26 protein-coding genes are annotated in these 22017 nt (G+C 61.2%); 14 read left to right on the top strand and 12 right to left on the bottom strand.

Annotated elements, in window-relative coordinates:
• The coding region (locus tag CH286_RS26100) for a PHP domain-containing protein (RefSeq protein WP_141215897.1) at nucleotides 1–221 on the bottom strand (221 nt) is incomplete at its 3' end.
• Between the two features lie 134 nt (nucleotides 222–355).
• Between CH286_RS26100 and CH286_RS26095 the strand changes: the two genes are divergently transcribed.
• From CH286_RS26095 to CH286_RS26065, 7 genes are all read left to right on the top strand, one after another.
• Entirely contained in the window at nucleotides 356–1315 is a 960-nt protein-coding gene (locus tag CH286_RS26095) for a LysR family transcriptional regulator (RefSeq protein WP_094610798.1), read from the top strand.
• 384 nt (nucleotides 1316–1699) lie between these two features.
• Nucleotides 1700–3076 (top strand): tyrosine-type recombinase/integrase, encoded by a 1377-nt coding sequence (locus CH286_RS26090; protein WP_255139193.1) that lies wholly within the window; start codon nucleotides 1700–1702, stop codon nucleotides 3074–3076.
• A 35-nt stretch (nucleotides 3077–3111) separates the two neighbouring features.
• The gene (locus CH286_RS26085) at nucleotides 3112–4893 is read left to right on the top strand and encodes a hypothetical protein (protein ID WP_141215896.1); all 1782 of its coding nucleotides are present in this window, start codon (nucleotides 3112–3114) and stop codon (nucleotides 4891–4893) included.
• A 182-nt stretch (nucleotides 4894–5075) separates the two neighbouring features.
• Complete coding sequence (locus CH286_RS26080; RefSeq protein WP_141215895.1) at nucleotides 5076–6983, top strand: hypothetical protein; 1908 nt, start codon at nucleotides 5076–5078, stop codon at nucleotides 6981–6983.
• Nucleotides 6980–7414: a hypothetical protein gene (locus tag CH286_RS26075; protein WP_094610795.1), complete on the top strand. Its 435-nt coding sequence runs from the start codon at nucleotides 6980–6982 to the stop codon at nucleotides 7412–7414. Before CH286_RS26080 ends, CH286_RS26075 begins: the two co-directional genes overlap by 4 nt.
• Nucleotides 7415–8125: 711 nt before the next feature.
• Nucleotides 8126–9235, top strand: a complete 1110-nt coding sequence (locus CH286_RS26070; RefSeq protein WP_094610794.1) for a matrixin family metalloprotease — start codon at nucleotides 8126–8128, stop codon at nucleotides 9233–9235.
• A 160-nt stretch (nucleotides 9236–9395) separates the two neighbouring features.
• Nucleotides 9396–9893, top strand: a complete 498-nt coding sequence (locus CH286_RS26065) for a hypothetical protein (protein ID WP_008720607.1) — start codon at nucleotides 9396–9398, stop codon at nucleotides 9891–9893.
• Nucleotides 9894–10252: 359 nt separating this feature from the next.
• Here the strand turns inward: CH286_RS26065 and CH286_RS26060 are convergent, their stop codons facing one another.
• The 5 genes from CH286_RS26060 to CH286_RS26040 all read right to left on the bottom strand — a co-directional run bounded on the left by CH286_RS26060 (nucleotide 10253) and on the right by CH286_RS26040 (nucleotide 13001).
• Nucleotides 10253–11104, bottom strand: coding sequence for a hypothetical protein (locus CH286_RS26060; protein WP_094610792.1), 852 nt, complete (start codon nucleotides 11102–11104; stop codon nucleotides 10253–10255).
• A gap of 65 nt (nucleotides 11105–11169) precedes the next feature.
• Complete coding sequence (locus tag CH286_RS27690; protein WP_094724361.1) at nucleotides 11170–11370, bottom strand: hypothetical protein; 201 nt, start codon at nucleotides 11368–11370, stop codon at nucleotides 11170–11172.
• A 196-nt stretch (nucleotides 11371–11566) separates the two neighbouring features.
• Nucleotides 11567–12346, bottom strand: coding sequence for a DUF6924 domain-containing protein (locus CH286_RS26050; protein WP_052056699.1), 780 nt, complete (start codon nucleotides 12344–12346; stop codon nucleotides 11567–11569).
• Nucleotides 12347–12417: 71 nt separating this feature from the next.
• On the bottom strand, nucleotides 12418–12804 hold the full coding sequence (locus CH286_RS26045) for a hypothetical protein (RefSeq protein ID WP_032385459.1): 387 nt from the start codon (nucleotides 12802–12804) through the stop codon (nucleotides 12418–12420).
• Entirely contained in the window at nucleotides 12801–13001 is a 201-nt protein-coding gene (locus CH286_RS26040; protein ID WP_008720157.1) for a type II toxin-antitoxin system HicA family toxin, read from the bottom strand. The genes CH286_RS26045 and CH286_RS26040 overlap by 4 nt, the downstream gene beginning before the upstream one ends.
• Nucleotides 13002–13199: 198 nt before the next feature.
• Between CH286_RS26040 and CH286_RS26035 the strand changes: the two genes are divergently transcribed.
• Nucleotides 13200–13571, top strand: a complete 372-nt coding sequence (locus CH286_RS26035; protein ID WP_094610791.1) for a histone-like nucleoid-structuring protein Lsr2 — start codon at nucleotides 13200–13202, stop codon at nucleotides 13569–13571.
• Between the two features lie 202 nt (nucleotides 13572–13773).
• Here the strand turns inward: CH286_RS26035 and CH286_RS26030 are convergent, their stop codons facing one another.
• Both CH286_RS26030 and CH286_RS27975 read right to left on the bottom strand, forming a co-directional pair.
• A complete protein-coding gene (locus tag CH286_RS26030) occupies nucleotides 13774–14403 on the bottom strand; it encodes a hypothetical protein (RefSeq protein ID WP_052056700.1) in 630 nt (209 codons plus the stop codon).
• A gap of 471 nt (nucleotides 14404–14874) precedes the next feature.
• The gene (locus CH286_RS27975; protein ID WP_176456965.1) at nucleotides 14875–15018 is read right to left on the bottom strand and encodes a hypothetical protein; all 144 of its coding nucleotides are present in this window, start codon (nucleotides 15016–15018) and stop codon (nucleotides 14875–14877) included.
• On the opposite strand from CH286_RS27975, the gene CH286_RS27970 reads away from it, so the two are divergent.
• Both CH286_RS27970 and CH286_RS28485 read left to right on the top strand, forming a co-directional pair.
• Complete coding sequence (locus CH286_RS27970; RefSeq protein ID WP_176456964.1) at nucleotides 15017–15346, top strand: DUF1003 domain-containing protein; 330 nt, start codon at nucleotides 15017–15019, stop codon at nucleotides 15344–15346. The two genes, CH286_RS27975 and CH286_RS27970, sit on opposite strands and share 2 nt — an antisense overlap.
• Before the next feature lie 27 nt (nucleotides 15347–15373).
• Nucleotides 15374–15622, top strand: coding sequence for a hypothetical protein (locus CH286_RS28485; RefSeq protein WP_371828738.1), 249 nt, complete (start codon nucleotides 15374–15376; stop codon nucleotides 15620–15622).
• Here the strand turns inward: CH286_RS28485 and CH286_RS26015 are convergent.
• Nucleotides 15549–16280 (bottom strand): FAD-binding oxidoreductase, encoded by a 732-nt coding sequence (locus CH286_RS26015; RefSeq protein WP_170949168.1) that lies wholly within the window; start codon nucleotides 16278–16280, stop codon nucleotides 15549–15551. The two genes, CH286_RS28485 and CH286_RS26015, sit on opposite strands and share 74 nt — an antisense overlap.
• A complete protein-coding gene (locus CH286_RS26010; RefSeq protein WP_032385462.1) occupies nucleotides 16277–16870 on the bottom strand; it encodes a molybdopterin-dependent oxidoreductase in 594 nt (197 codons plus the stop codon). The genes CH286_RS26015 and CH286_RS26010 overlap by 4 nt, the downstream gene beginning before the upstream one ends.
• Before the next feature lie 409 nt (nucleotides 16871–17279).
• Here CH286_RS26010 and msrB point away from each other — a divergent pair, with 409 nt between their 5' ends.
• The 3 genes from msrB to CH286_RS25995 all read left to right on the top strand — a co-directional run bounded on the left by msrB (nucleotide 17280) and on the right by CH286_RS25995 (nucleotide 18787).
• Nucleotides 17280–17753: a peptide-methionine (R)-S-oxide reductase MsrB gene (msrB, locus tag CH286_RS26005; protein ID WP_032385463.1), complete on the top strand. Its 474-nt coding sequence runs from the start codon at nucleotides 17280–17282 to the stop codon at nucleotides 17751–17753.
• On the top strand, nucleotides 17750–18310 hold the full coding sequence (gene msrA / locus CH286_RS26000) for a peptide-methionine (S)-S-oxide reductase MsrA (protein WP_032385464.1): 561 nt from the start codon (nucleotides 17750–17752) through the stop codon (nucleotides 18308–18310). The genes msrB and msrA overlap by 4 nt, the downstream gene beginning before the upstream one ends.
• Nucleotides 18311–18397: 87 nt before the next feature.
• A complete protein-coding gene (locus CH286_RS25995; RefSeq protein ID WP_255139202.1) occupies nucleotides 18398–18787 on the top strand; it encodes a TetR/AcrR family transcriptional regulator in 390 nt (129 codons plus the stop codon).
• A 54-nt stretch (nucleotides 18788–18841) separates the two neighbouring features.
• On the opposite strand, the gene CH286_RS25990 is transcribed toward CH286_RS25995, so the two are convergent.
• Nucleotides 18842–19546 (bottom strand): TetR/AcrR family transcriptional regulator, encoded by a 705-nt coding sequence (locus tag CH286_RS25990; RefSeq protein ID WP_032364248.1) that lies wholly within the window; start codon nucleotides 19544–19546, stop codon nucleotides 18842–18844.
• Between the two features lie 203 nt (nucleotides 19547–19749).
• On the opposite strand from CH286_RS25990, the gene CH286_RS25985 reads away from it, so the two are divergent.
• On the top strand, nucleotides 19750–21225 hold the full coding sequence (locus CH286_RS25985) for an MFS transporter (RefSeq protein WP_371128951.1): 1476 nt from the start codon (nucleotides 19750–19752) through the stop codon (nucleotides 21223–21225).
• A gap of 16 nt (nucleotides 21226–21241) precedes the next feature.
• On the opposite strand, the gene CH286_RS25980 is transcribed toward CH286_RS25985, so the two are convergent.
• A complete protein-coding gene (locus CH286_RS25980) occupies nucleotides 21242–21796 on the bottom strand; it encodes a PaaI family thioesterase (protein ID WP_032364186.1) in 555 nt (184 codons plus the stop codon).
• Nucleotides 21797–22017 lie beyond the last annotated feature (221 nt).

Genomic DNA, 22017 nt, shown 5'->3' with positions numbered 1-22017 from the left:
GGGGCGATGTAGGCCTCGATGCCGATGATCGGTTTGATACCGGCCTTCTTGGCCTCGTTGTAGAACTCGCTGGCTCCGTACATGTTGCCGTGGTCGGTCATCCCGACCGCCGTCATCTCCAACCGCGCCGCCTCGGCGAACATCGCCCCGATCTTGGCGGCACCGTCGAGCATCGAATATTCGGTGTGGTTGTGCAAATGCACGAACGACGTTCGACTCATGGTCACCCCGATCAGCTAAGAACGCCTACTGGTTGTCGGGATCACCTCGTCCCTAGCAGCCATATGACCAGCTAGGGTCACACTGAGTCGAACAATCGACACGCGTAGTCGAACAACTGTTAGATGTAGAGCAGGTGGCGAAGTTGGATCTGGATCTGTCCGCGCTACGCGCGATGGTCGCTATTGCCGATGAGGGTCAGTTCAGTCTGGCTGCGTCTCTGTTGGGTGTAAGTCAGCAGGCGGTGTCCAAGCGAATCGCCAAGCTTGAGGGCCAACTCGGCACTCGTTTGTTCGAGCGGCAGACCGGCAACGTCGCGCTGACCGTTCACGGTGCTCGCTTTCTGCCGCACGCGCGCACAGTCCTCACATCGGCCGACACAGCAATCGCAGCGGTGCGAGAACTGCAGGTACTCCGTGTGGCGGTGCATGGTGCCCAGATCGTCGACGGAAACCTGATGAGGTTTTACTTGGAGAGGCACCCGGACGCCCAGATCGAGCTCATCATGATGGGACCGTTGAAGACATCGCGAGACGCGGTGGTCGCCGGCCGAGTGGATGTTGCATTCGCCCGCCATAATTGGAGTGCTCATCGTTTGCCGACCTATGTCAATGCTGCGCCGGCCTACCTCGACGCTCTGCATCTGTTGGTCGGTAGCGGCCATCCGCTCGCGCAACGCGACCACATCGAGTTCGACGACCTCGCAGACCTCACCGCATGGGTGCCCGGAGCTGGATTCGACTCCGAAGTGGGCGACTTCTACCGCCAGCTGAGCGACAGTTGCGGCGTCACAATCAACTCCGAGCGGCACCCCGGCGGGATAGGTTTCACCAACATTCTCGACCGCATCGCGGACTCGCAGGCGTTGGTCACTTTCGGCGGCGAAGGAACCACAACGCCGTGGCATCCCAATATTCGTCGTGTACCCATAGTGAACCCCACGCCCGCCTACCCCATGGCACTGCTGTGGCGAGAGACAGCAAGCTCGCATCCTGCGCTCAACTCGTTGATCGACTTCGTCGCCGGCAGCTACCGCAGCAACGAAACGAGTTCCCTATGGCTGCCAGAACCAGATCGCGCATTGTTCCGAAAATGACCGCCGCACCACGCAGGTGCGCACTCCACTCAAGAGGGCTCGCCGAAAGCCGTTGCATTACAACGCAATATGAGAAGAACAAGCCTTTGGCAAGCACCACGCCCGCAGCCCAGAATCAGTCAAATCGATTGCAACAACAACAGTTCACTGGCTAGAGACCTTCGGAGCGGACTTTGAGAGGTGTCCCGTCGCGGAAGGAGCCTCCGGACGAGCCTGCCACGGTGAGCGCCACGTTTTGTGCACGGATGGACAGATGTCCACGTACTGTTGCCCACCATGCCGAGACCTGGTTGGCGTGTTTGTATCACTCCACACGAGTTGGTGCCGCGGCCAGCGGTGCCGGACACAAATTTGGAGTGGCCTGGGTTCGCGCGGCCAGAGTTGGTGGCCGGCACGCCGTTCCTCATTGACCCATCATTTGAGTATGACATCGAGTTGAATGCCTTCTTCAGATCAGTCGATATGCAGGCGAAGGCGCGCCACACCCAGGTGGGCTACGCCCGCGATCTAGCCGCGTTTTTGAACTTCGTTGCTGTCTCACGAGACAGAGCTCGTTGGTGCGACGTCAACGAGGCTGACCATCTGGCGTACTGGCGCTGGCGCAGGATCGACTCTCAAGGGCCGCACATACAAGGTGCGACATGGGACCGAGAGGTTGCCGCAGTCGACAAGTTCTATCGATGGCAGGTCCGCGCGGGCCATATATTGAACAACCCTGTGCCGCAGAGAGTTCGACGACCAATGCCGTTCGGCGCGGGCCTCGTCCGTCATGACTCTTCGACCACAACACCGGCAACCTACTCGCACGATGCCGCGACGGATCGTATCGAGTGGCTCCCACCCCAGTCCTACCGTTTATGGCGCGATGTCGGGATTCGCGGATATCGCGCCGACGGTGTCCACGACACCGGGTTTCGCGGTCGCTGGGCGGCGCGCAATGCATCATTCTGCGACTTGATGGTGCGCACCGGCATGCGGTTGTCCGAGCAAGCGGCGCTGACGGTATTCGATGTGCCAACAGCTCGCGGTCTCGGGGGCTATCAACGTTTTTGGCTGCCGACGGCCATCGCCAAAGGTCGTTCGGCCCGCCGAGTCTACGTTCCTGAATCCGTGATCGCCGACCTGATCGGGTACGCGACACTCGATCGCGCGGAGGTCATCGCCCGCGCACGCGCCTGCGGACGGTACGAACAGGTTCGCCGCCCGCTCGTGATCCCTGATCCGCATTCGCCGGTCGTCGTACAGACTCGGTCCGGTCTGCGATCGACCGTGAAAGTTTCCAACCTCGATGCCGACGAACGACGCCGCTTGCTCATCGACGGGCCCGATGGCTTGACGCCGGCCGCGTTCTGGCTGTCGGAGTTCGGCACCCCCATCGCGGTCTCGACCTGGAAAGACATGTTCGCAGTCGCCAACACACGGTGTCGTCGAGCAGGAGTTCCTCTGACTGCACATGCTCACCGCCTGCGGCACACGTTCGCGGTGGTGACTCTGGAACAGCTACAGCGCGGACATATCAGCGCGATGACCGAAATGACTGCCGAACAGCGAGGGCAATGGACACAGATCTTCGGTGACCCTCTGGACTGGGTGCGACGTCGCCTCGGACACCGCTCCGTGGTGACAACACAGATCTACTTACACGCGCTGTCGGAATTGGAAATGGAAACGCGAATGATGTTGGTGCCCAACACATGGGAAGATCCCCGCGACACTCCACTCGACGTCTTCGACGTCGCCACTGAGAACAAAACACAGTGAACGGTCGCGGCAGTACCGGCACCGGGCGCCGCGCGATGCTCCCATCTGGCCCGTACACACCGACCGAAGGCGAACACGCCATCGCCTCCGGCCTCACGGTCCGATTCGATGGTGAAGACGGCCGGACTCTGCTGGTGGACGTCGCGAAGATGGCGCTGCCCGGTTGGCACACGGCAGTTGCAGAGGCTCTGGCCCTTGCCCTCGGGGCGACGGGACGCAGCAGGACGCTCAGCTCAGCGAAGGGACTGGTTACGAGGGTGCGATCCATGCTGCGATCCCTCTCGGAACTGCCGGATCCACCGACCGGACCACCGTTGCTGGAGACCGCCCACCTCCAATCTGTCTACAACCAGCGCAGAATCACGCAGAAGGACGTCTACGCCTGGCGAGGCATCGCACTTTTCGGACAGTTCCTGACGTTGCCACCGCTGGTCGATACGGTGAATTCATCAGTGATCGACTACACCTGCCGCCAAATCGGGCAGACCCGGATTGGCCAACCTGGCTACTCGGACGGAGAGTTCGATCGTATTCTCTCAGCCGCTCGGTCAGACATCACCGCATTGCGCGATCGAATTCGACTCTCGGAAGCTGCAATAGGACAAACGGGTGAACAGGAAGGCTTGGAGGGCGACAAAGAGCTCGTCGCGATTGCGGAATCAGGAGTCGTACCCCCGAGCCGGAGCTTCAGCGCGCACGTCGTCAGACTGGAGCTTGCGAGCCGGCTCTATATGACGATCCGGGACCTCGCGCCAATGCTCGTGTTGATGGTGGCGCTGACCGGCCGCAATATCGAAACCATCAAAGAGCTCCCCTGGGAACACCGAATCCTGGAGACACGCGCCGTCGAAGTTCGTGTCATCAAACGCCGCCGCGGCAATCACCGATGGTTCGAGACCGCGACGTGGGAGATCGGGCCACCGGGTCGCGAACTGCACTATCCCGGCGGTCTTTACCTACTGCTACACGAACTGACCACTCGCAGCAGGAACACTTCTGGCAGCGCATCCGTTTGGTCGATCTGGCGTAGCGGCCACAACACCGGCCTTCGCGGTATCGAAGAACATTTCGACCCATTCGCTCGCGAACTGACCGCGACAGCAATCAACCTTGCCGGATGGCGCACCCGGCATTGCCTCCACGCTGACGTCGTCGACGGAACGCCCCCGGCTCCGCTTGCGGTCACCGGCAACCGGATCAAGACCACGGCAGACGTGCGCCGTACCAAACAGATCGGCGGTCACCTCCCGTCCGCTGCCCGGAGCAACACCATCCCGGTTCTGTTCCGGAACTATCTACGCGGAGACCCGACAACACAGGAATGGGCACACACCGTTGTCGCGGCTGCCGTCAGCGACGCCGAATCGAGCGCTCTGGCAGCACACAGACGAGCGCTGCACGTTGCCGGAGGCACACTGAACGTGCAGCCGGAACGCTCCACCACCGATCCCGATGGTGAAACCCCGTCGACGCATGCAGACGCAGCCGATACCGCCTGGTCAGCGTGCCGGGATCACGAACACCATCCCGCCACCGGGAGAAGCTGTCGCGCATCGTTTCTCGACTGCTTTCACTGCGGAAACTGCGTGGTCACACCGGATCACCTTCCTGGACTGCTCGGATTGCTCGATGCGCTGGCGGCCCGCCGCGATCAGCTGTCGGAGGCCGATTGGTGGGTCCGATACGGACCGACGTGGGCGGCCATCCGCCATGACGTTCTCTCGAAGTTCAATCGGTCCGAGATCCTGGCGGCAACGGAGATCAAACCCACCGATGCACTTCTCGATCTCGTCGAATCACCATGGGAGCAAACATGACCAACGCCCACCCTCAACCGTCGACGTCGCATCCGTTCGACGAACGATGCGTATTGAACGGGCGGCCGGTGCGCCCGGAGACAGAACTCAGCCGAGCTTCCCGATTCGTAGACGACGTCTGGGATCTCAGTCCAGCTTTCTTTCAGCAACATCATGTTGCTCTGATCCTCGACTTCACATCCGTGCCATCTGTCTATCGCACCGTGGCCAAAGAACTTTTCATCGGGCTACTGGGCGGGCCTGCACCCGCCAGAGGACGCGGCTTACCGAAGGTAGCAACGATTGCCTCGATGTTGCCCACGCTACGCCACTTCTTCTCCTGGCTCGCCTCGCGACCCAACCTGCGCCAGCCGCTGCTATCGGAGTTGCAACCTTCCGATTTGATTGCGTACCAACTGCATTTGCTCGCGACGCAACCCACTCTCACGGTTCGTGATCGCTATCGCAGTTCGGTTCGGTCGCTCTATCGCTACCGCGGACTCATGGTTACCGATCAGCTGACTTTCGACCCGTACCACATCGATGGTTGGAGCGAGTCCGGCGACAGGAGCGGACCAGACAACGCGACCGCCAGAATTCCGGAGGCGGTGCTCGGACCCCTACTCACATGGAGTCTGCGATTCGTCGATGAGTTTGCATCGGACATTCTCGCGGCAGACCGCGAGTGGCGACGAGTTCGATTGGGACAAGGGTCAATTCCGCCCAAGACGAGACGATGGGTCAAGGAGGAGCTGGACCAACTCATAGCTGAATACCGTGCCGCGGACCGCCCACTACCGGGGCATAACGGACAACCGAGCATTCGCCACCTGTCCCGCATGCTTGGATGCGATCGCACGACCTTGCGGACCTACCGCCACCTCATCGAAGACACAGCTCGACTGGTCGGGGTCGACAACGACGTCTCGTGTGACGTGGTGATCAACGGACGGATCAACGGGTCCCCCTGGATCGACCGCATCCTGTTCAATCGACGTGATCGTCAAGCCGGGATCTTGCACCTGCTGTCGGCGCTGAGCGCAGCCTGCTACGTCATTATTGCGTTCCTGTCCGGCATGCGTGACAGCGAGATCAAGCATCTGCAGCGGGGCTGCATCAGCGTCAAACGTGACCCTCACGGCAGGCCCTACCGGTGGATGATGACCAGCCTCGCGTTCAAAGGTGAACGCGACCCCACCGGAGTGCAAGTGACCTGGGTTGTCGGCGCTCCGGCCGCCCGCGCCGTGGCGGTCCTCGAACTCCTCCAACCCGGTAACGAAACCCGGCTGTTCGCACCCTCAACTCATGGCACCGCAGTGCGGATCGGCAAAACCGCCGCCCACGTCAATTTGACCAAGACCACGAACGACCACATCAACAATCTGGTGTCCTGGATCGACGGCTATTGTCGCGCACATGGTCTCGCAGAGAACATACCGGCTGTGAATGCCCAAACCTGGCGGCTGACAACCCGCCAGTTCAGACGAACGCTCGCCTGGTTCATCGCACGCCAACCCGGCGGATCCATTGCCGGAGCAATTCAATATCGCCACCAAGCTGTCCAGATGTTCGAGGGCTACGCCGGCACATCGGATAGCGGTTTCCGCGCCGAAGTCGAGTCAGAGGTGGCCCTTGCCCGAGGGGAGGGTCTGATGGCAATGATCGATACCCATGAACACACCGATCTCGTTGGACCCGCCGCCGACGAAGCCCGCCGACGTCTGAGCGAGCTCGAGTCGAATATCCGATACCAAGGACAGGTCGTCACCGACCGGCGTCGGCACGACCGCTTGATACGCCGATTCGACCCAGCAATCTATCCAGGCCGATACGCCACCTGCGTCTACGATCCGGACAAGGCACTGTGCACACGCGCACAGAACCTTTCGGGCCAGAACGCGCCGACGCTCGGTGATTGTCGACCGCTCGAATGCCGCAACGTCGCGCTCACCTCAGGCAACCTCGACGAGTTGCGTTCGGAGAGCTCCGATATCGAGCGCGAGCTCGAACGAACACCGTCGCTGCCTCCGTTGCTGCAGCATCGACTACGGCAACGGAGTGAGCAGATAAATCAGTTCGTCGACCGACACGATCCGAACTCAATCCGATGAGTAAACGCATCGACCTCCCGAGCGAGCAGGACGTCCGTCGAGTGATGACAGAGCACCTCGAAGACGCAGCATCGGCCGGCGGCCGCGCCACTGTCATCGGCCTTGCCCGTCGACTGGGTCTGTCCAACGCAACCTTCTGGCGGCACTACCCCGCTATCGCTGCCGAACTCAGAGCCGCTTCCGTCGCAGCTCCCGTCGCCACACGGCATGACGACCGGACCGAACTCCTTGCCTCCAACAAGCGCGTGCAACGAGACAACGCGGCGCTGACTCAAGACCTCACCCTCGCACTGGCCGTCATCCAGCGGCTAACACTCGACAACCACGCCCTACGGAAAGAACTGGAAACAACGTCAGGGGTGATCTCCCTGCAGTCACGCTCGAACTCCGCGGACGCTGTCGTGGGCGCGTGTGGCCGGCAGGACCGCTAAGCCTCGATAAAGCTGCAAGATACTGGCGTCGGGGAGGAAGTATCCTCTGACCAGAATTGATTCGAGTTCTCACACAGCGAATCAGACCAGACCACCGAGTATGTTCACCGCTGTCCTTTTTGAGATGACTCGTTCAGCTTTTGACGTCGGACGGCAGATACACCAACGACAATGCTTGCGATCCCAGCCATGAGGACAAGCGTTGACAGCGGGTCAAATTCATGAGTCTCCACACGCGTGTCAAAATCCTGTGCAGCGCAACGCACGACGACCAGCGGTAGAAGGGGACGACTGGACTCGACGTCGACAGCCCCCGGATAAGCATTCTCGCAAATCTCTGAGGCCGAGCGACCGAGCCCAATCTGGCTGGTCGCCCCAAAAGCAACACCAACGAGCAAGACGCCGACTAGAACCAGCAGGACAGCTGGCCGTAGCCACCGAGAACCTGTATTGCTCATGCGTTCGAAGTCTAGCCGCCGTCGAGTTGGCGGCGGTCACGGTGACCGAATTGTGACCAAACTCGTGTTCGCGTGCCTCTCCAACGGTGGGCAAACTGACCGTACTGTTCGGTTCGTCCTTGATGCCCTTCACTGTGGGAGCTCCATGAAACCGAGCAGGTTACCTCTCAAGTCGCATATTGGCGATCCAAGCCCATTGATCAATGTCCGCTTCAGGCAGCATCGGACGCGAAACTAAATTGTCGCTCGAAGAATGTCACTTATCGGTGCGTTAATTACATCCCTTGCATTGCTAGTTTCTACACCTGGCGTTGCGAACGCCGATCAATTTCGCAACAACCAGTGGGTCCTCGGCTCCATCGAACGCGAATTTATCGATTTCCTTTCGGGCGCTAACCAATACGGCCAAGGCGGCACCTCGAGTATCGGAGAACCCACCAGTGGCGAGCTCTGGGCAGGAAACAGCAACGAGGGGCGGTGGCAGGAATTCGGGTTCACGAATCGCATTTACTGGTCGCCAAATGTCGACCCAAATAAAGGTCGTCAAATCGGCGGCTTGATCATGAACAAGTGGCTCAATTTGCCATCGCGTCAGTACAGAACGTATGTCAACGGCCCGTATCAATACGAGAAGCGAAGCGACGAACGTGGACGACTCGGCTACCCGGTCACACGTGAGAGCCCTGCTTCGGGCGGGCGATACAACAACTTCCAGGGCGGCGCGATTACATACAAGTTCGGAGCCACATCCGCCTATGCCACCTGGGGGAACATTCGCGATCAGTGGGCTGCGCAGAATTACGAGCTTGGACCCTTGGGCTTCCCGAGCAGTGATGAGTACCTGTGTCAAGATGGAACAACGTCCAATGATGGTTACGAGTCATATGGCGCTTCCGGACAGAACTTCCAGAACGGCCAGTATCTGACGTCAGGACGCAAGCCGCCGACATTGGGCTACAGCTCGGTCCTCTTCTCCAAACTCACCTATCAGTCATCTTCCCAATACACGACCGCAATTTCGCAGGCATCCACTGCTTGGAATGCACTTGGGAGCGTCCAGGTTACCCCCTATGACCCTGTGAACCCGACGCTCACTAATGTGGAAATTTCCGACGCCAACCGTCCGGACGTCACATGGGCCGGGCTATACAGCAACACCGACTTTGGGGTGGACACTATTCAAATGAATACAGCGAAGCTCGGTAACGCCAGTAATCAACGGAACGTTATGACACACGAGATGGGTCATGCGCTCGGTTTGGCGCACAACTGCAAAAGTCAGCTGATGGATCCGATTTCAAACTCATCGGTTTTTGCGCCGCAGTTCATGGATCAAGCCGCCTACCGTCAACTCTGGGGATGACATGATGAAGGTCAGAAGTTTAGGATCAAAGTACGGCAGGGTGGGCGTTGCGAGCTTATTCGCCTGCATTGTATTAGTTGGCTGCAGCACTTCGGCAGGCACGCAACCTGGAGATGCTGGCGCGACTGCCAGCGTGACTACGCGCACACAAGCAGTGGAAATGGACTCGGCTTTCGATGTGACAGACCCTCAGCAGCTTGCCGGTTGGGCCGACGCGGTCTTCGTCGGAACAGTGATTGAGCAAGTCGGTACGAAGGCAGTTGGGCCGTTTCCCGAGACGCAGTTTTCTGTTGAGGTGCTTCAGACCCTAAAGGGTGACGTCGCGGGCCAAATACTCGTCAATCAGCAAGGCGGGTATGGCACCGACGGTACGTTGTACTTACTGGACGATGACCCACTGATCGAGCCGGGAGCAACATACCTTATGTCGGCTGGCTTCTTGCCGTCCGAAAACTGGTACACGGTCGCTCCACGCGCGGGCAAAGTGACGTTGTCAGCAGAGGAAGTTGCTGCCGTCAGCGATGGAACTGCGCGGCGATCAACCGATGAGCCAGCGCCGGTCGCAACAATGCGAGATGCCATCGACAACGAGATTCCGTTCGATCCGAACCGCGAATCGGAGCCCGTCAGCTCCGAACCGCCAGTGCCACCAAGGTAGGTGTGTGTGACTTCAGTCGACTGGACCGGAAGCTGATCTTCACGTCCCACCAGTGCAGTTCGGGGGTGTATGACTTATTCCCGAACTGCACTGACGTTTTAGCCTGTCTTGGCTGTCGACGGGCCAAATCCTCATCCGCGTTGGCTCCGCTACAGCGGCAGCTCATGGTCCGAGCCTGATTCGGGCAGGTATCGAACCTCGTTGGTGATGGCCCGAAACAGCGGGAGACTAATCGGATGCACAGTGGTCAGAGGCAAACCCCGTCTACAATATGTTGACCAGGACTCTCCGAGGTGGATCGACGATGCGGCGCGTGGGGGGATCGAAGCTCACGGGCCAGTTCTCGTACAGGTCGGGGGTCATTGTGCGACCGCCAATCGGTGCGGCCCATGTTCGGCGACTGCGTCGGTGACCGCGGGGGCCCAGCGCAAGCCGTGTTCGCCGAACATCGGTGCGGTGAGGGTGTAGCGGCCTGTGCGCTGGGTGATTCCGCGTCCGTGGACGGTGGTCTCGAGGGTGATCGAGCCGATGCGGCCCCTGCCTTGCTCGATGCCGCCGTAGCCGACGGGGCGAGAGAAAATCGTCAGATCGAGACCAGGCATTCGACCGTCCGTGATTGCGAATACCCCTGCGTGAGTTCGGTTTCGGGCCAGCAGGGCACGTGCGCGGGTCGGCGGTACGTCGCGACCGTGGACGGTGCTGATGACCAGATCGATCCCATCGATGCAGATATTGGCGGCGTCGAGAGGGTCTGCTTGACCGGGGTCGATCAGGGCGATCTTCGACAAGTCCCCGCCGTGTTCCTGGACGGCGAGGAGCCCGAACTTGGGTTGACCGATCAGTGCGACGTGGTGGCCGGCCGCGGTGGCGGTGGCGACGAGTCCGACGAGAATCGATCCGGCACCGGTGATCGACAGGGCCGTTCCGCGGGCCAGCGCGCCGCGTGGCAGCAGTTCCGACAGCGGCATGGGCACCGGCAGGGTTTTGAGGGTTCGTGAGCGCACGGGGCCGCTCAGTGCCCGTTCATCGCCGTCGGTCGCGGCGGCCTGCGCGTTCGGCTGCGAGGGGGCGAATGCGGGCGAGTCGTCGGAGTCGGTGGGTGCGTGGTCGCGGCGTCCGGGGATCGCGGCCATGCTGCGGCGAAGAGCGGCGAGCTGTGCAGCCTTGTCCAGGCTGGTCAGGTCGGGAATCGTGTCGGCGATACCGGCCATGAGTGCGACCTTTCGCCGAACGGATCAGTGCCCTCAATCTATGCGAACATACGTTCGATGTCGAACTACCTGCGTGTGCCCGAAGCTGGCCCTGGTTCGCGAACCCTAGCGGCGTTCGCGAGGTGGTCGAGGGAGAGTTCGGGGTCGGCCGTCAGGTGGCGATGTTCGGCGAGCAGACGCCTGACGTGATCGAGGTCCGCGCGCACGGCCGGGTCGTCGGGGTCGTAGCCCTCGTCGATGATGGCGGCGCGTTCGTCTGGGTCCATGTCTAGTTCGACGCAGCAGCGCCGGGCGCGGTTCCCGTGTCGTAGATCAGGTCGTCAGAGCCGTCGTAACGGAGGCGCGCGAGTTCACCATTTCCTGATCCTGCTCGCCGTGGCGAGCCGGTCCCTGGCTAGATTCAGGGACCGGCGCGCCCCTGGTGTCTTTATGGCCGCTCATAAAATCCCGTGCGGGCGGCGGTCACGACGGATAGATCACTTTCATGGCGGCCAGCAAGCTCAGACTGTCCGAGTCCAGGTAGATGGACCAGTAGCTGTCGACGAGCGCGAAGTGGATTCCCAACCCCGAGCCGCCCCGAGCAAGAACCTGAAGGGTCTCGTCGTATCCGATGGTCAGTTCCGAGTTGTAGGTCCCTCCTGCAATCGCGTCGTACCTGTCCCGCAGATCGGTGACGACCATCGCCGGCCAAACCGGTACTGACCTTTTTCTCAGATCCTCTCGCAGTTGCTGGACCGTCGGCGAGTCGTCTGCGTTGTCTGCTGCGGCGATCAAATCCTCGCTTCGGACCTGCGGCTTTTCTATAGTTTGCACTGCTCCGGCACCGCGGTACACCCCATCCAGGTCCGCGCCGGAACGGAGGTCGTCGAAGCTCAGATTTGCGATAGACAAGTTGTTCTCGATTACCGCAAGCCTGCTCGGTACAACCCGAAAAGTAGCTGCCTCATCGTCCGGATCGGCACTTGTATCCACAACGAGCACTGGATGTTCCGGCTCGTCACATGCCCGCTGGTCGACTACGAAGAGATAGTCCGGCGGCGGAGATTCCACCAAGCCGACAATGCGTGACACCGACATGTCGGCAAACTCCGGGTCGTCGACCGTCGTCAGAAAGGCTTGAGCCTCATAACCACTGTCTTGCACGTGCGACGCCTGGGCATCTCGCGCAACCTGCGCCCAGGCACCGTCATCGCCGAAGTACGTACGGATGAGCAGGGATTGGCCCTCTGGCAGAGTTGGCATGGCACCGACTCTAGTCGTTCACAACCGTGAAACCGATGCAGTTGCGAGGGACCGAACATTCGATGCTCAGGTCAATTGTTGACGAGTTGGCTGGCTCGCTGAAATGTCACGCCGAGAAGCGATCCGATATCTCGGACGGGTACCTGAGCGGTGGCGAGCTTCTTCGCGAAGGCCTCGGTGCTGGCTTTGACGCGGGCTTCGTCCTCGGCCAGACGTGCTCGCTGTGTCGCGATCTCGGCGATGTGGACCGCGAGATCCTCTCCCCCGGGTTCGAGCTGGATGTGCTGCTCGATCTCGACATCGGCGAGGGCGACTCCGGTTTCGAGGGCGATGAGTTCTTTCGCTGCGGTGTGGACATCGTCGATGCGACGGGCTTGAGTGAGGGCGTCGAGTTCGGGGACGGCGATCATCCACCACTTGCCGTCTCGGGTCACCGACACCGTGTAAGTTTTGCTCACTGCTGTGCCTCCTTCATGGCTGCGAGGATCTTGCGGTAGACACCGGGCGAGATCGTCCGGTGCCCATCGGGCACAGTCACTTTGACTGCGCCGTCGGCCGAGACCCACGTGCTGTGCGATCCGACCGTGCGGACCGAGGTGAACCCGGCCGCTTTGAGGGCCTTGACCACTTTCCGCGTGGGCTGCTCGGTAACCATGACTTTAGTCTAGTCGATTGGACATTTTCTAGTCAAGTCGACTAGACGAAATAAGGTCGAGTAGCGGTGGCGTGGTCGACACGGGAGGAAGTGCCTATTACGCATTTCCTCATCTGGTGCATCTGCCTGCGGGTTCGGTCTGGTTAGAGTGGCAGTCGACAGCAATGTGTTTCCATTCGAGAGAGGCCGCATAGAACCGTGGCGAAAAAAATATTCACCCAATTGGTCGACAATATCGACGGCTCGGTCATCGACGACGAATCAGGCGAGACAATCGAATTCTCCGTCAACGGCGTCGACTACCTCGTAGACCTGAAGGCAAAGAACGCCAGCGAGTTTCACCGCAAGATCGGCTACTACATCGAGCACGCGACCCGCGTCGGCGGGCGTAAGCGTCGGCACTCCCCCACCTCCACGGCTCCATCTGCTGCACCCTCGAACAGCGGGGCCACACGTAATCCGGCTCAGACCAGAGCTGTCCGGCAGTGGGCCGCAGACAACGGTTACGAGATCAGCGATCGCGGCCGCATTCCCGCTGCTATCGAAGACGCATTCAACGCTGCACACTGATCATTACTTCAGGATCACCGCGCGAACTCGACGGTGTATCCGGCCTGACCGTCGATCGACAGGCTGTACTTGCACACCACCGAGCGTTGTCATGTTCGAGCCTTCCTTCCTTCGCAACTACGGATACGCCGTCATTTGCGGGCCCCGCTCCTGCAGACCCCCGCTTGAATGCCAGCAGACGAAACGAGGTGAAGTTCACCGATCAGTCAGCCGCGGGCTTGGGGAACCTGGGAACAAACTCCCGCCGGAATCGGCGCAGCCTCTTCACAAATGTCGAGATGAGAATAAACGCAACAAAGACGGCGACCATGACACCGGTGACGATCTGCAGCCAATCCGCGGCACCACAAATGGTCGCAATCACCACTGCAATCACGCCACTGATCATGGAGTTCACGACTCCGACGATGACGGCGGATCCGCCGAACAGATGAAGGACTCCGATGCGCCGTCCGAAACCGTATGTCTGGAGGAGACTGGCCCAATCATCGTGATACCCGGTGACGAAGTACGGCTCGAGGCCAGGCAACAGATCTAGGTACGCGTGCCGCAGACGGTTCATACCAATGACTAACCAAAGATCTTCGAGGTCAGCTTCTAGCAACCTCGTGTACGTCGACAACCCAACTAACAAAACCAGCGGTAGAACGAGCGAGGCAATGACTCTGAAATTCTGCCCGAATCCAGTTGCCTGGACCATCAACGAAAGGGCAACGACGGATGCCGAGACAATCGCCAGGAACGTTCCCGTGCGACTGAAGATTTCCTGCCAGAGTGCCCCCCGAGCGGCGAGAAGGCTCCAGTGCTCGACGCCGAGGATCTGGGCGTTCAAGGCGTCGGGGCCCCTATCCGCAACTGGTCGAGGCTCAGGAAAAGGTGGCGTAGCCGGGTTCTTCATGTCGTCCTAACAGGTCGAATCGAAGGCCAGCTTCCTGCCCGGCTCAGTGCGGCAACCGTGCGATCGCGGGCAAGGGTCGCTGGGCAATGTCATGAGGTTACGCCGCCGCGCAGTGACCTACCGGCTTCCGGCCCGCAGATCTTCGAGGCGATGCAGACAGTACAGAAACTTGGTGCCACGAAGCCGAACATAACAGAATTTGGACTTGACGGTCCACAAAAAGCTGGCACAGTAGCTTCCGCGTGCAGGCAGTCGAAGAGTCGTTCACTGCGGACGAGAGCGCACCGGAAGGACTGCAACGATGAGCGATGAGCGGCCAGAGGAAACAGGCCGACGGTCACCGGAAACCGTCACCCCCGCTGAGACTGCCGGTATTCACGGCCACGAGATGTCCGGGCACTCCGGTCATGCCGTCGGCCGAGAGATGTTCGCGTGTCCGCACTGCGGGCACCAACTCAGCATGTTCAGGGAGTCGCGGTCCAGCCCCGGAGACAAGGCTGCGGCGTGGGTGGCCGGCGTCGCCGGATCCTGGCCCTTCCTGCTGATCATGTTGCTGTCCATCTTTGCGTGGTTCGTGATCAACGCCATCCGGCCGATCTTCGATCCGGAGTCGTCAGCCATGCTCGACTATCTGGGAACGGTTCTGGCGATCATTGCTGCCTTGCAAGGACCGCTGATCCTGCTTTCTCAACGCCGCGAGTCCGATCGTGACCGCGCGCGAGACATCGAGACCTTCGTGATTTCACAGAACACCGAGGCCGACCTGCACTCGATCGGTTCCGCGGTCACCACCGCCCTCGAACAATGGGAACGAGATCGAGCCTTACATGCTTCGGTCGAGCCTGAACGCACTTGTGAAGGTGATGACTGCAAATAGGAGACGGACAGTTGCCCTTCCGGATCAATGGCCAACGAGCCGCCGGTCCCTCCGGAGACGGCCCGGCAGGATCTGGCCGACGGCTTCGACGCGTGGCAGCGCCACTTCTCCGACGGTCTGCAGCGAATGCAGCGCTCCGGTGAACTGAGGCAGGAGGCCGATACCGACGACCCGGCGACGTGCCTGTTTGCATCGACTCGAGTCACGAACTGCCGCCGAATCGTTCGGTACGGATCCGCGCTGCATCGTGGCCGAGGTCGACAAGCCACCCGGTGACGGCTTCCACGAACGGCGATGGCCCGCAAACGAATACGCGCGGAGACCGTGATGCGGCGAACGTCCGCTCGGCGATCGTATTCCGGGTCAACCGCCCGCCCTCCTGGAATCCAGGTGCGGACTGTCGGGTGTGCACGATGTCGACGGTAGTTCGTGTCAACCCTACGAGCTCGTCGGCGAACATCTCGTCTCGCGGACTGCGGACCGAGTACAACAACCGACAGTCGGAGCTGTCCGCCTCGCGTTCGCGTGCGGACGCAATCGCGAACAACGGCACGACTCCGGATCCGCCCGCGATGAGCTGGATAGGAGAGCGGTCGGTATCGGAGCGGGACCAGACGAAAAAGCGTCCGAGAGGTCCTTGCACCTCGACATCCTCACCCTCCGCGAGGTGACGTACGAGAAACGGTGACACCTCGCCCGTGGGCAGTTCCTGGACCATCAGAACCACGCGAGTTGACTCACCCGAGGACGCAAGAGAGTAGGACCGAGACGCCTGGTATCCGTCCGGTGCCGTGAGCCGGACATCCACATGAGCTCCGGCGTCGTTACCGGGCCACGTCGGCACATCCAATTCGAGGCGCACGGCCGATGGATTCTCGAAACGCCGACTGATCACCCGCCCGAGATGCCACTGGACGCCGCTCGAGGTTGTCACGAGTAGCGCTCTTCCCGCCATGGGTCGCCCCGAAGGTGGTAGCCGTTCTGTTCCCAGAACCCCGGTTCGTCCGAGGGCAACATCTCCATTCCGAGAACCCACTTCGCGCTCTTCCAGAAGTAGAGGTGGGGCACCAGGAGTCGGGCCGGACCGCCATGTTCGGGTGTGAGTGGTTCTCCTTCCGCCTCGGTGGCTATCCAGGCCTGCCCATCGAGGAGATCTTCGAGCGGCAGGTTCGTGGTGTAACCGCCGGAGCTATGAACCATCACGTAGTCGCAGCTGGTCTCGACATCGTCGAACAACAGGTCCAACGAAACACCCCGCCAGGCCATGTCCAGCTTGGTCCAGTGAGTGACGCAGTGAATATCGGTGACGATGTTCTCGACGCCCACCTTCTGCAGCTCATGCCAGTTCCACCGGTGTGCGACTTTGTCCTCGGTCGTGATCGTAAAGCTCCATTGGCTCTCGTCGATTGCCGGCGTCGGTTCTATCGAGAGCACCGGCCAGTCGTGGGCGAGGGTCTGCCCGGGGGGCAGTCGAGCGTCGGTGGACCTTCGCTGATTTCCGAAACCACTGTTGATAACTCCCACGACTGCACCTTTCCTCGGGCATTCACTACCGCGGCCTACGCGAACGGAACCGAAAACTGTTTCATATCACCGAGCGTCGAGTTGGACCGGAAGTCTGGAGTCGTGCTCCGACAGCCGTGTCGGGGAACGGTTGAGCTCCTCGGCGAACGCCCTCGGCGCGGGTCCTCGCGCAGCTCACGGTCCCCTTCCTGTTTAAGTACCCAAATATGGACTTTGGGGTCCAGTTTTGTGACTGGAATATATCGGAAAACCTAGGACTTTCGCGGCGAATATTGCTTTTCCAACGGGTTTCTCACTTTCGATCCAGCCTGGAGCTTACGGCAGATAGCCAGGAATATCTGGACCCATAGGTCCGTTAAACGATACGATGGCGCGGCCGCCGCGCCATTCGCAAGGAGGAGCCCACGTGATGACGAACGACTACCGCAAGACTCCTGAGTCGGTCAGCCGCCTCAACGACATGCAACTTCGGGTGACGCAGCAGGGCGGGACCGAGCCGGCGTTCCGCAACGAGTACTGGGACCACCACGAACCGGGCATCTACGTCGACATCGTCTCGGGTCAGCCGCTGTTCTCGTCCACCGCCAAATACGACAGCGGCACAGGATGGCCCAGTTTCACCGCCCCCATCGACGCCGCCGCCGTTACGACCGAGGTGGATCGGACATACGGGATGAGCCGCACAGAGGTGCGCTCGGCAGGTGCCGACAGCCACCTCGGGCACGTGTTCCCTGACGGACCGAAACCCGGCGGCCAGAGGTACTGCATGAACTCGGCCGCAATGCGCTTCGTACCCGCTTCCAGGCTGGTCGAAGAAGGGTACGGCGACTTCGCCACGTTGTTCGACACCGACCAAAATTCCTCGAACGGAGCGGCCTCATGACCAACGAGATCAACAACACCGAGACGATCACGAGCGGCGCGACAGCGGAAACGGCCGTCCTGGCCGGCGGGTGCTTCTGGGGGATGCAGGACCTGATCCGCCGTCATCCCGGGGTACTCGGGACCCGCGTCGGATACACCGGCGGACATAACGAGCATCCGACGTATCGCAACCACCCGGGCCACGCCGAAGCCATCGAGATCGTGTTCGCCCCCTCAGAGACGACCTATCGCGACATCCTGGCGCTCTTCTTCCAGATCCACGATCCCACCACGCTGAACCGACAGCGAGGCGACCGCGGCACCAGCTACCGGTCCGCGATCTTCCCCGTCACACCGGAACAGGAGCGGATCGCCCGCGACACGATCGCCGATGTGGACGCGTCGGGTTTGTGGCCAGGTAAGGCGGTCACCACGATCGAGCCGATCGGCCCTTTCTGGGAGGCTGAGCCCGAGCATCAGGATTACCTGCAGAAATATCCGAACGGCTACACCTGCCACTTCCCCCGCGATGGTTGGGTGCTGCCTGATCGGAGTTCGTCGGGCGCGGGAGCGTAGCGGTCGTCCGGTCGGGCGCGGGCCATCTTTCGGCCCGGCCCGGCCGCGAAGCCCTGATCTCGACACCGGTGTAGTTAGCCTGGGGAGATGACCGACAGCGTTAGCGGCTCTCGCCCGCGCCGCTTGACCACGCGCGGTGCCGCAACGAAGGCACGAATCGTCGATGCGGCCGATCAGTTGATGTACGAGCGCGGTGTTGCTTCCACGACCCTGGCCGACGTCCGGGCCACGAGCGAAACCTCGAAGTCACAGCTCTACCAGCACTTCGCCGGAAAGCGCGCACTTGTGTTGGCAGTCGTCGAGGTCCGCGCCGACGCAGTGCTGTCACAACAGCGCCGTCGTCTCGAGAGGATCGAGTCATTTCGCGGACTCGAACTGTGGCGTGACTGTCAGTTTCAGAAGACGGCTGCACGATGTCAGAAGTGCACTGCAGTGCAACTCCGAGTTCTCGAGCACACGTCCGGCCTTATCCAGTGAGCGCTGCGATCCCTGACTGGATAGCGCATTGATGGTGAAATTTCCCATCAAGTTTTACTGGCCGTCGGTGAGCTGCGGGTCTAGCGCCGCGGCCGGCCATGGACGGCTGTTGTCGCGCGAAGTGCTCGATCGGACACTTGCGGCATGGGCGGCGAGAAAGTTGTCGACGATTTGGATGCAGTCGTCGGCGTGGATGTGGCGCAGTCCTGTGAGGCGAGCGAACACTATCGGTCCGAGGAGCTGAATGAGGGCGAAGGTGGTGTCGATCTCGCCGAGCACAGCGCGAGCGTCAGGCGCCGTCAGGATCTGATCCAGGGACCTGCGGTATTGCTCTATGACACGGGCCCGAAGCGAGACCACCGCGCCAGGATCGAGATCGCGCCGGCTGGCGTCGCCGCTGTTGACGGGCCCCATTGCCAGCCAGGCCAGCGTGGTCATCTGCACCGGAGCTTGGTCGATGAGGTCGGCTTGGGTGGTGAGCAACGAAATCAGACGTTCACGTAGCGGACCGGTATCGATATCGGTGTCGACTGGGGGTAATAGTCGCTCGAAGGTTGCAGCGAGCAGGTCAGTGGTACTTCCGAAATGTCGGTACAGAGTGGCACGTGCAACCTTCGACATGCGGGTGACCGCCTCCACGGTGACCGCCTCCACACCGCCGGTGGACAGCAGCTGACCGGCCGCTTCGAGTAACCGGTTACGTGAGCGCGCCAGCCGGGGGTCGGCCGAGCCCTCGGTTGCAACGAGAGGGTCGACCATGAACGGGCTCCGCTCCATTTGACTGACAAGACATGTCCTCGATTGATCATTCTGTCACACCCGCAGAGTTGTGATACTAATAGTCTCGAACCGAGACGATCAGTCTCGAACTGGGAGGCTGGCCGTTGAACGAACGTAGATCCGACTCTGCCAGCGTCGCTCGATGGAGCGGTGCCCAGTGGTGGATGTTGATTGTGTCGTGCATGGCAGTCGCGTTGGTGGTGGCCGCAATGGCAGCATTGTATTCAGCGTTGCCCCAGATCGCGGTCGCGACAGGGGCGACGCAAGCCCAACTGACCTGGATAGTCGACGGTTATACGTTGGTTTTGGCGTGCTTCGTTCTGCCTGCCGGTGCGATCGGTGACCGGTACGGTCGCCGGGGGGTGCTCGTGGCGGGGTTGGCGTTGTTCGCTTTCGCGTCGGCATTGCCCTTGTTTCTCGCCGACCCGGCGTGGCTGATCGCTGCTCGCGCGTTGGCTGGGGCGGGTGCGGCGCTGGTCATGCCCTCGACGCTGTCGATACTGACCGCGGGATTTCCACCGGCGCATCGCGGCCGCGCTGTAGGTGTGTGGGCCGGGGTTGCTGGATCCGGGGCGGTCCTGGGCATCCTCGGGGCTGGTGTGCTGCTCGAGCAGTGGTCGTGGACCTCGGTGTTCGTCGGGTTGACCGTCGCCGGAGCGGTTCTGGCCGGGTTGGCATGCAGTATCGCGGAGTCCCGCCAGCAGGAGCATCCACCGGTCGATTGGGTGGGCGCGGTGACCGTAGTTGTCGCGGTCGGGGCGATCGTCTTCGCTGTGATCGAGGTTCCGGCCCGTGGCTGGTCGGATTCGCTCGTCGCCATCAGCACTGCGGTGGGCTTGTTTGCGGTTGCGGTGTTCGTCGTCGTAGAACTACGTTCCTCGGCACCCCTACTCGATGTCCGGTTGTTCGCCCGCCGTGGTTTCGGTGCCGGCGCGCTGTCTGTCTGTATCCAATTTCTGGTGACCTTCGGGGTGTTCTTGCTGTTGGTGCAGTATCTGCAGTTGATTCTCGGTTATGGACCGCTCACCGCCGCGTTGGCGTTGACCCCTATGGTCGTGCCGCTCATCGTGATCTCGGTGATTGCACCCTGGCTGTCGAACATTGTTGGGCTGCGGGTGATGACCACTGTAGGTCTGCTCACCATCGCGGCGGGACTGGTGATGGTGAGCAGACTGACCGTCGCGGCGACTTACCCTGACCTGCTGTGGCCCTTGCTCATCATGAGTGCGGGTTTGGGGTTGTGTACCGCCCCTGCGACTTTCGCCATCGTCTCGGACACTCCTGAGGCCAAGCACGGGGTGGCTGCCGCGGTCAACGACGCAGCTCGCGAAATCGGTGCCGCGATTGGGATTGCGGTAGCCGGTAGCGTGCTCGCGGCCGGTTACGTTCAGCACATTCAGCCGGCTCTGCCCCAGCTACCCGAGCCTGCCCGTGGTCCGGTGGCCGATTCTCTGGCCGCCGCGTTACAGGTCGCCGACCGCGCAGGACCAGCTGGTCAGCCGCTGGCCGAGTTCGCCAGAGCCGCATTCGTACACGGAAGTGGTCAGGCGACACTGTCGTTGGCGGCGCTGACCGCCGCTGGGGCACTCGTCCTCGCCGTCTTTGCGCCAGGTAGACGCAGCCGTACGACAGCCACCGCGGGTGATGGACGTCGGTGAAGGTCGGCCAGGGTGTCTATTCTTCGGTGTGATTCGTGTCCGTGGCCCGGAGTTGGGCTCGGGCTTGGGACTGCATGAAGTGTTCGACCTCGACCACCACGAACAGGGCAGTAGCGGTGGCTACCGAGCGGCCCTGCGCATCGTCCATCGTGGCCGTGAGATCCAGTTTGCGCCCATCACGAGACCGAACGGCAGCACGCAATACGTATGGAGTGCCGAGCAGAACCGGCGCCAGGTAGTCGAGCTCGAGACGCCGCGTCACGGCGAGCTCACCCACTGTGTAGAGCAGGAAGCCGAACAGATCGTCGAGAACGGTCGCCACCGCGCCTCCGTGTGCTATCCCGGGTGCCCCGACATGACGTTGATCGAACACATGGTGAGCCACCACGCCGTTCTCGTCACGCTGGACCGACAGGGCGTGGCCGTGCGGGTTCTGCGGCCCACAACCAAGACAGTCGGGGTGGTGGGGCGGTAGATCAGGCGAGTCGAAACTCGTGCTCCAGAACGAGCGCGCCCAGTTCTCGACAGCCGGGCCGGCCGACCCGCTGACCTCGTCCGGAACTCTTTTCATGGTCGGACCTCTCTGTCGTGAAAAAAAATTGTGCCGAGTCTGTCGCGTCATCGTGCGCTCGGCCTGCACCGCTGTTAGTTTCGATAGATAAACTGCACTATGTCAGAAGTGAACCGCGCGTTGAAAACGTCGGCGAGGTTGCAGATGAGGGTCATCCACCCCGCAGCCCAGTGGCTGGCGTCGTGATCTGATCGGCCCAGGGATTCGGACACTAGACCCGC

It is taken from the genome of Rhodococcus sp. WWJCD1 (assembly GCF_002258735.1).
GTDB lineage: Bacteria > Actinomycetota > Actinomycetes > Mycobacteriales > Mycobacteriaceae > Rhodococcoides.
This window is presented reverse-complemented; position numbering and strand designations above follow the sequence as displayed.

Bases quoted from the DNA above. Each gene is read 5' to 3' on its own strand.
- CH286_RS26085 (WP_141215896.1), top strand. From the start codon at position 3,112: ATGCTCCCATCTGGCCCGTACACACCGACCGAAGGCGAACACGCCATC.
- CH286_RS26075 (WP_094610795.1), top strand. From the start codon at position 6,980: ATGAGTAAACGCATCGACCTCCCGAGCGAGCAGGACGTCCGTCGAGTG.
- CH286_RS26070 (WP_094610794.1), top strand. From the start codon at position 8,126: ATGTCACTTATCGGTGCGTTAATTACATCCCTTGCATTGCTAGTTTCT.
- CH286_RS26065 (WP_008720607.1), top strand. From the start codon at position 9,396: ATGGACTCGGCTTTCGATGTGACAGACCCTCAGCAGCTTGCCGGTTGG.
- CH286_RS26060 (WP_094610792.1), bottom strand. From the start codon at position 11,104: ATGGCCGGTATCGCCGACACGATTCCCGACCTGACCAGCCTGGACAAG.
- CH286_RS27690 (WP_094724361.1), bottom strand. From the start codon at position 11,370: ATGGACCCAGACGAACGCGCCGCCATCATCGACGAGGGCTACGACCCC.
- CH286_RS26050 (WP_052056699.1), bottom strand. From the start codon at position 12,346: ATGCCAACTCTGCCAGAGGGCCAATCCCTGCTCATCCGTACGTACTTC.
- CH286_RS26040 (WP_008720157.1), bottom strand. From the start codon at position 13,001: ATGGTTACCGAGCAGCCCACGCGGAAAGTGGTCAAGGCCCTCAAAGCG.
- CH286_RS27970 (WP_176456964.1), top strand. From the start codon at position 15,017: ATGTTGCTGTCCATCTTTGCGTGGTTCGTGATCAACGCCATCCGGCCG.
- CH286_RS27975 (WP_176456965.1), bottom strand. From the start codon at position 15,018: ATGATCAGCAGGAAGGGCCAGGATCCGGCGACGCCGGCCACCCACGCC.
- CH286_RS28485 (WP_371828738.1), top strand. From the start codon at position 15,374: ATGGCCAACGAGCCGCCGGTCCCTCCGGAGACGGCCCGGCAGGATCTG.
- msrB (WP_032385463.1), top strand. From the start codon at position 17,280: ATGACGAACGACTACCGCAAGACTCCTGAGTCGGTCAGCCGCCTCAAC.
- msrA (WP_032385464.1), top strand. From the start codon at position 17,750: ATGACCAACGAGATCAACAACACCGAGACGATCACGAGCGGCGCGACA.
- CH286_RS25995 (WP_255139202.1), top strand. From the start codon at position 18,398: ATGACCGACAGCGTTAGCGGCTCTCGCCCGCGCCGCTTGACCACGCGC.
- CH286_RS25990 (WP_032364248.1), bottom strand. From the start codon at position 19,546: ATGGTCGACCCTCTCGTTGCAACCGAGGGCTCGGCCGACCCCCGGCTG.
- CH286_RS25985 (WP_371128951.1), top strand. From the start codon at position 19,750: ATGGCAGTCGCGTTGGTGGTGGCCGCAATGGCAGCATTGTATTCAGCG.
- CH286_RS25980 (WP_032364186.1), bottom strand. From the start codon at position 21,796: ATGAAAAGAGTTCCGGACGAGGTCAGCGGGTCGGCCGGCCCGGCTGTC.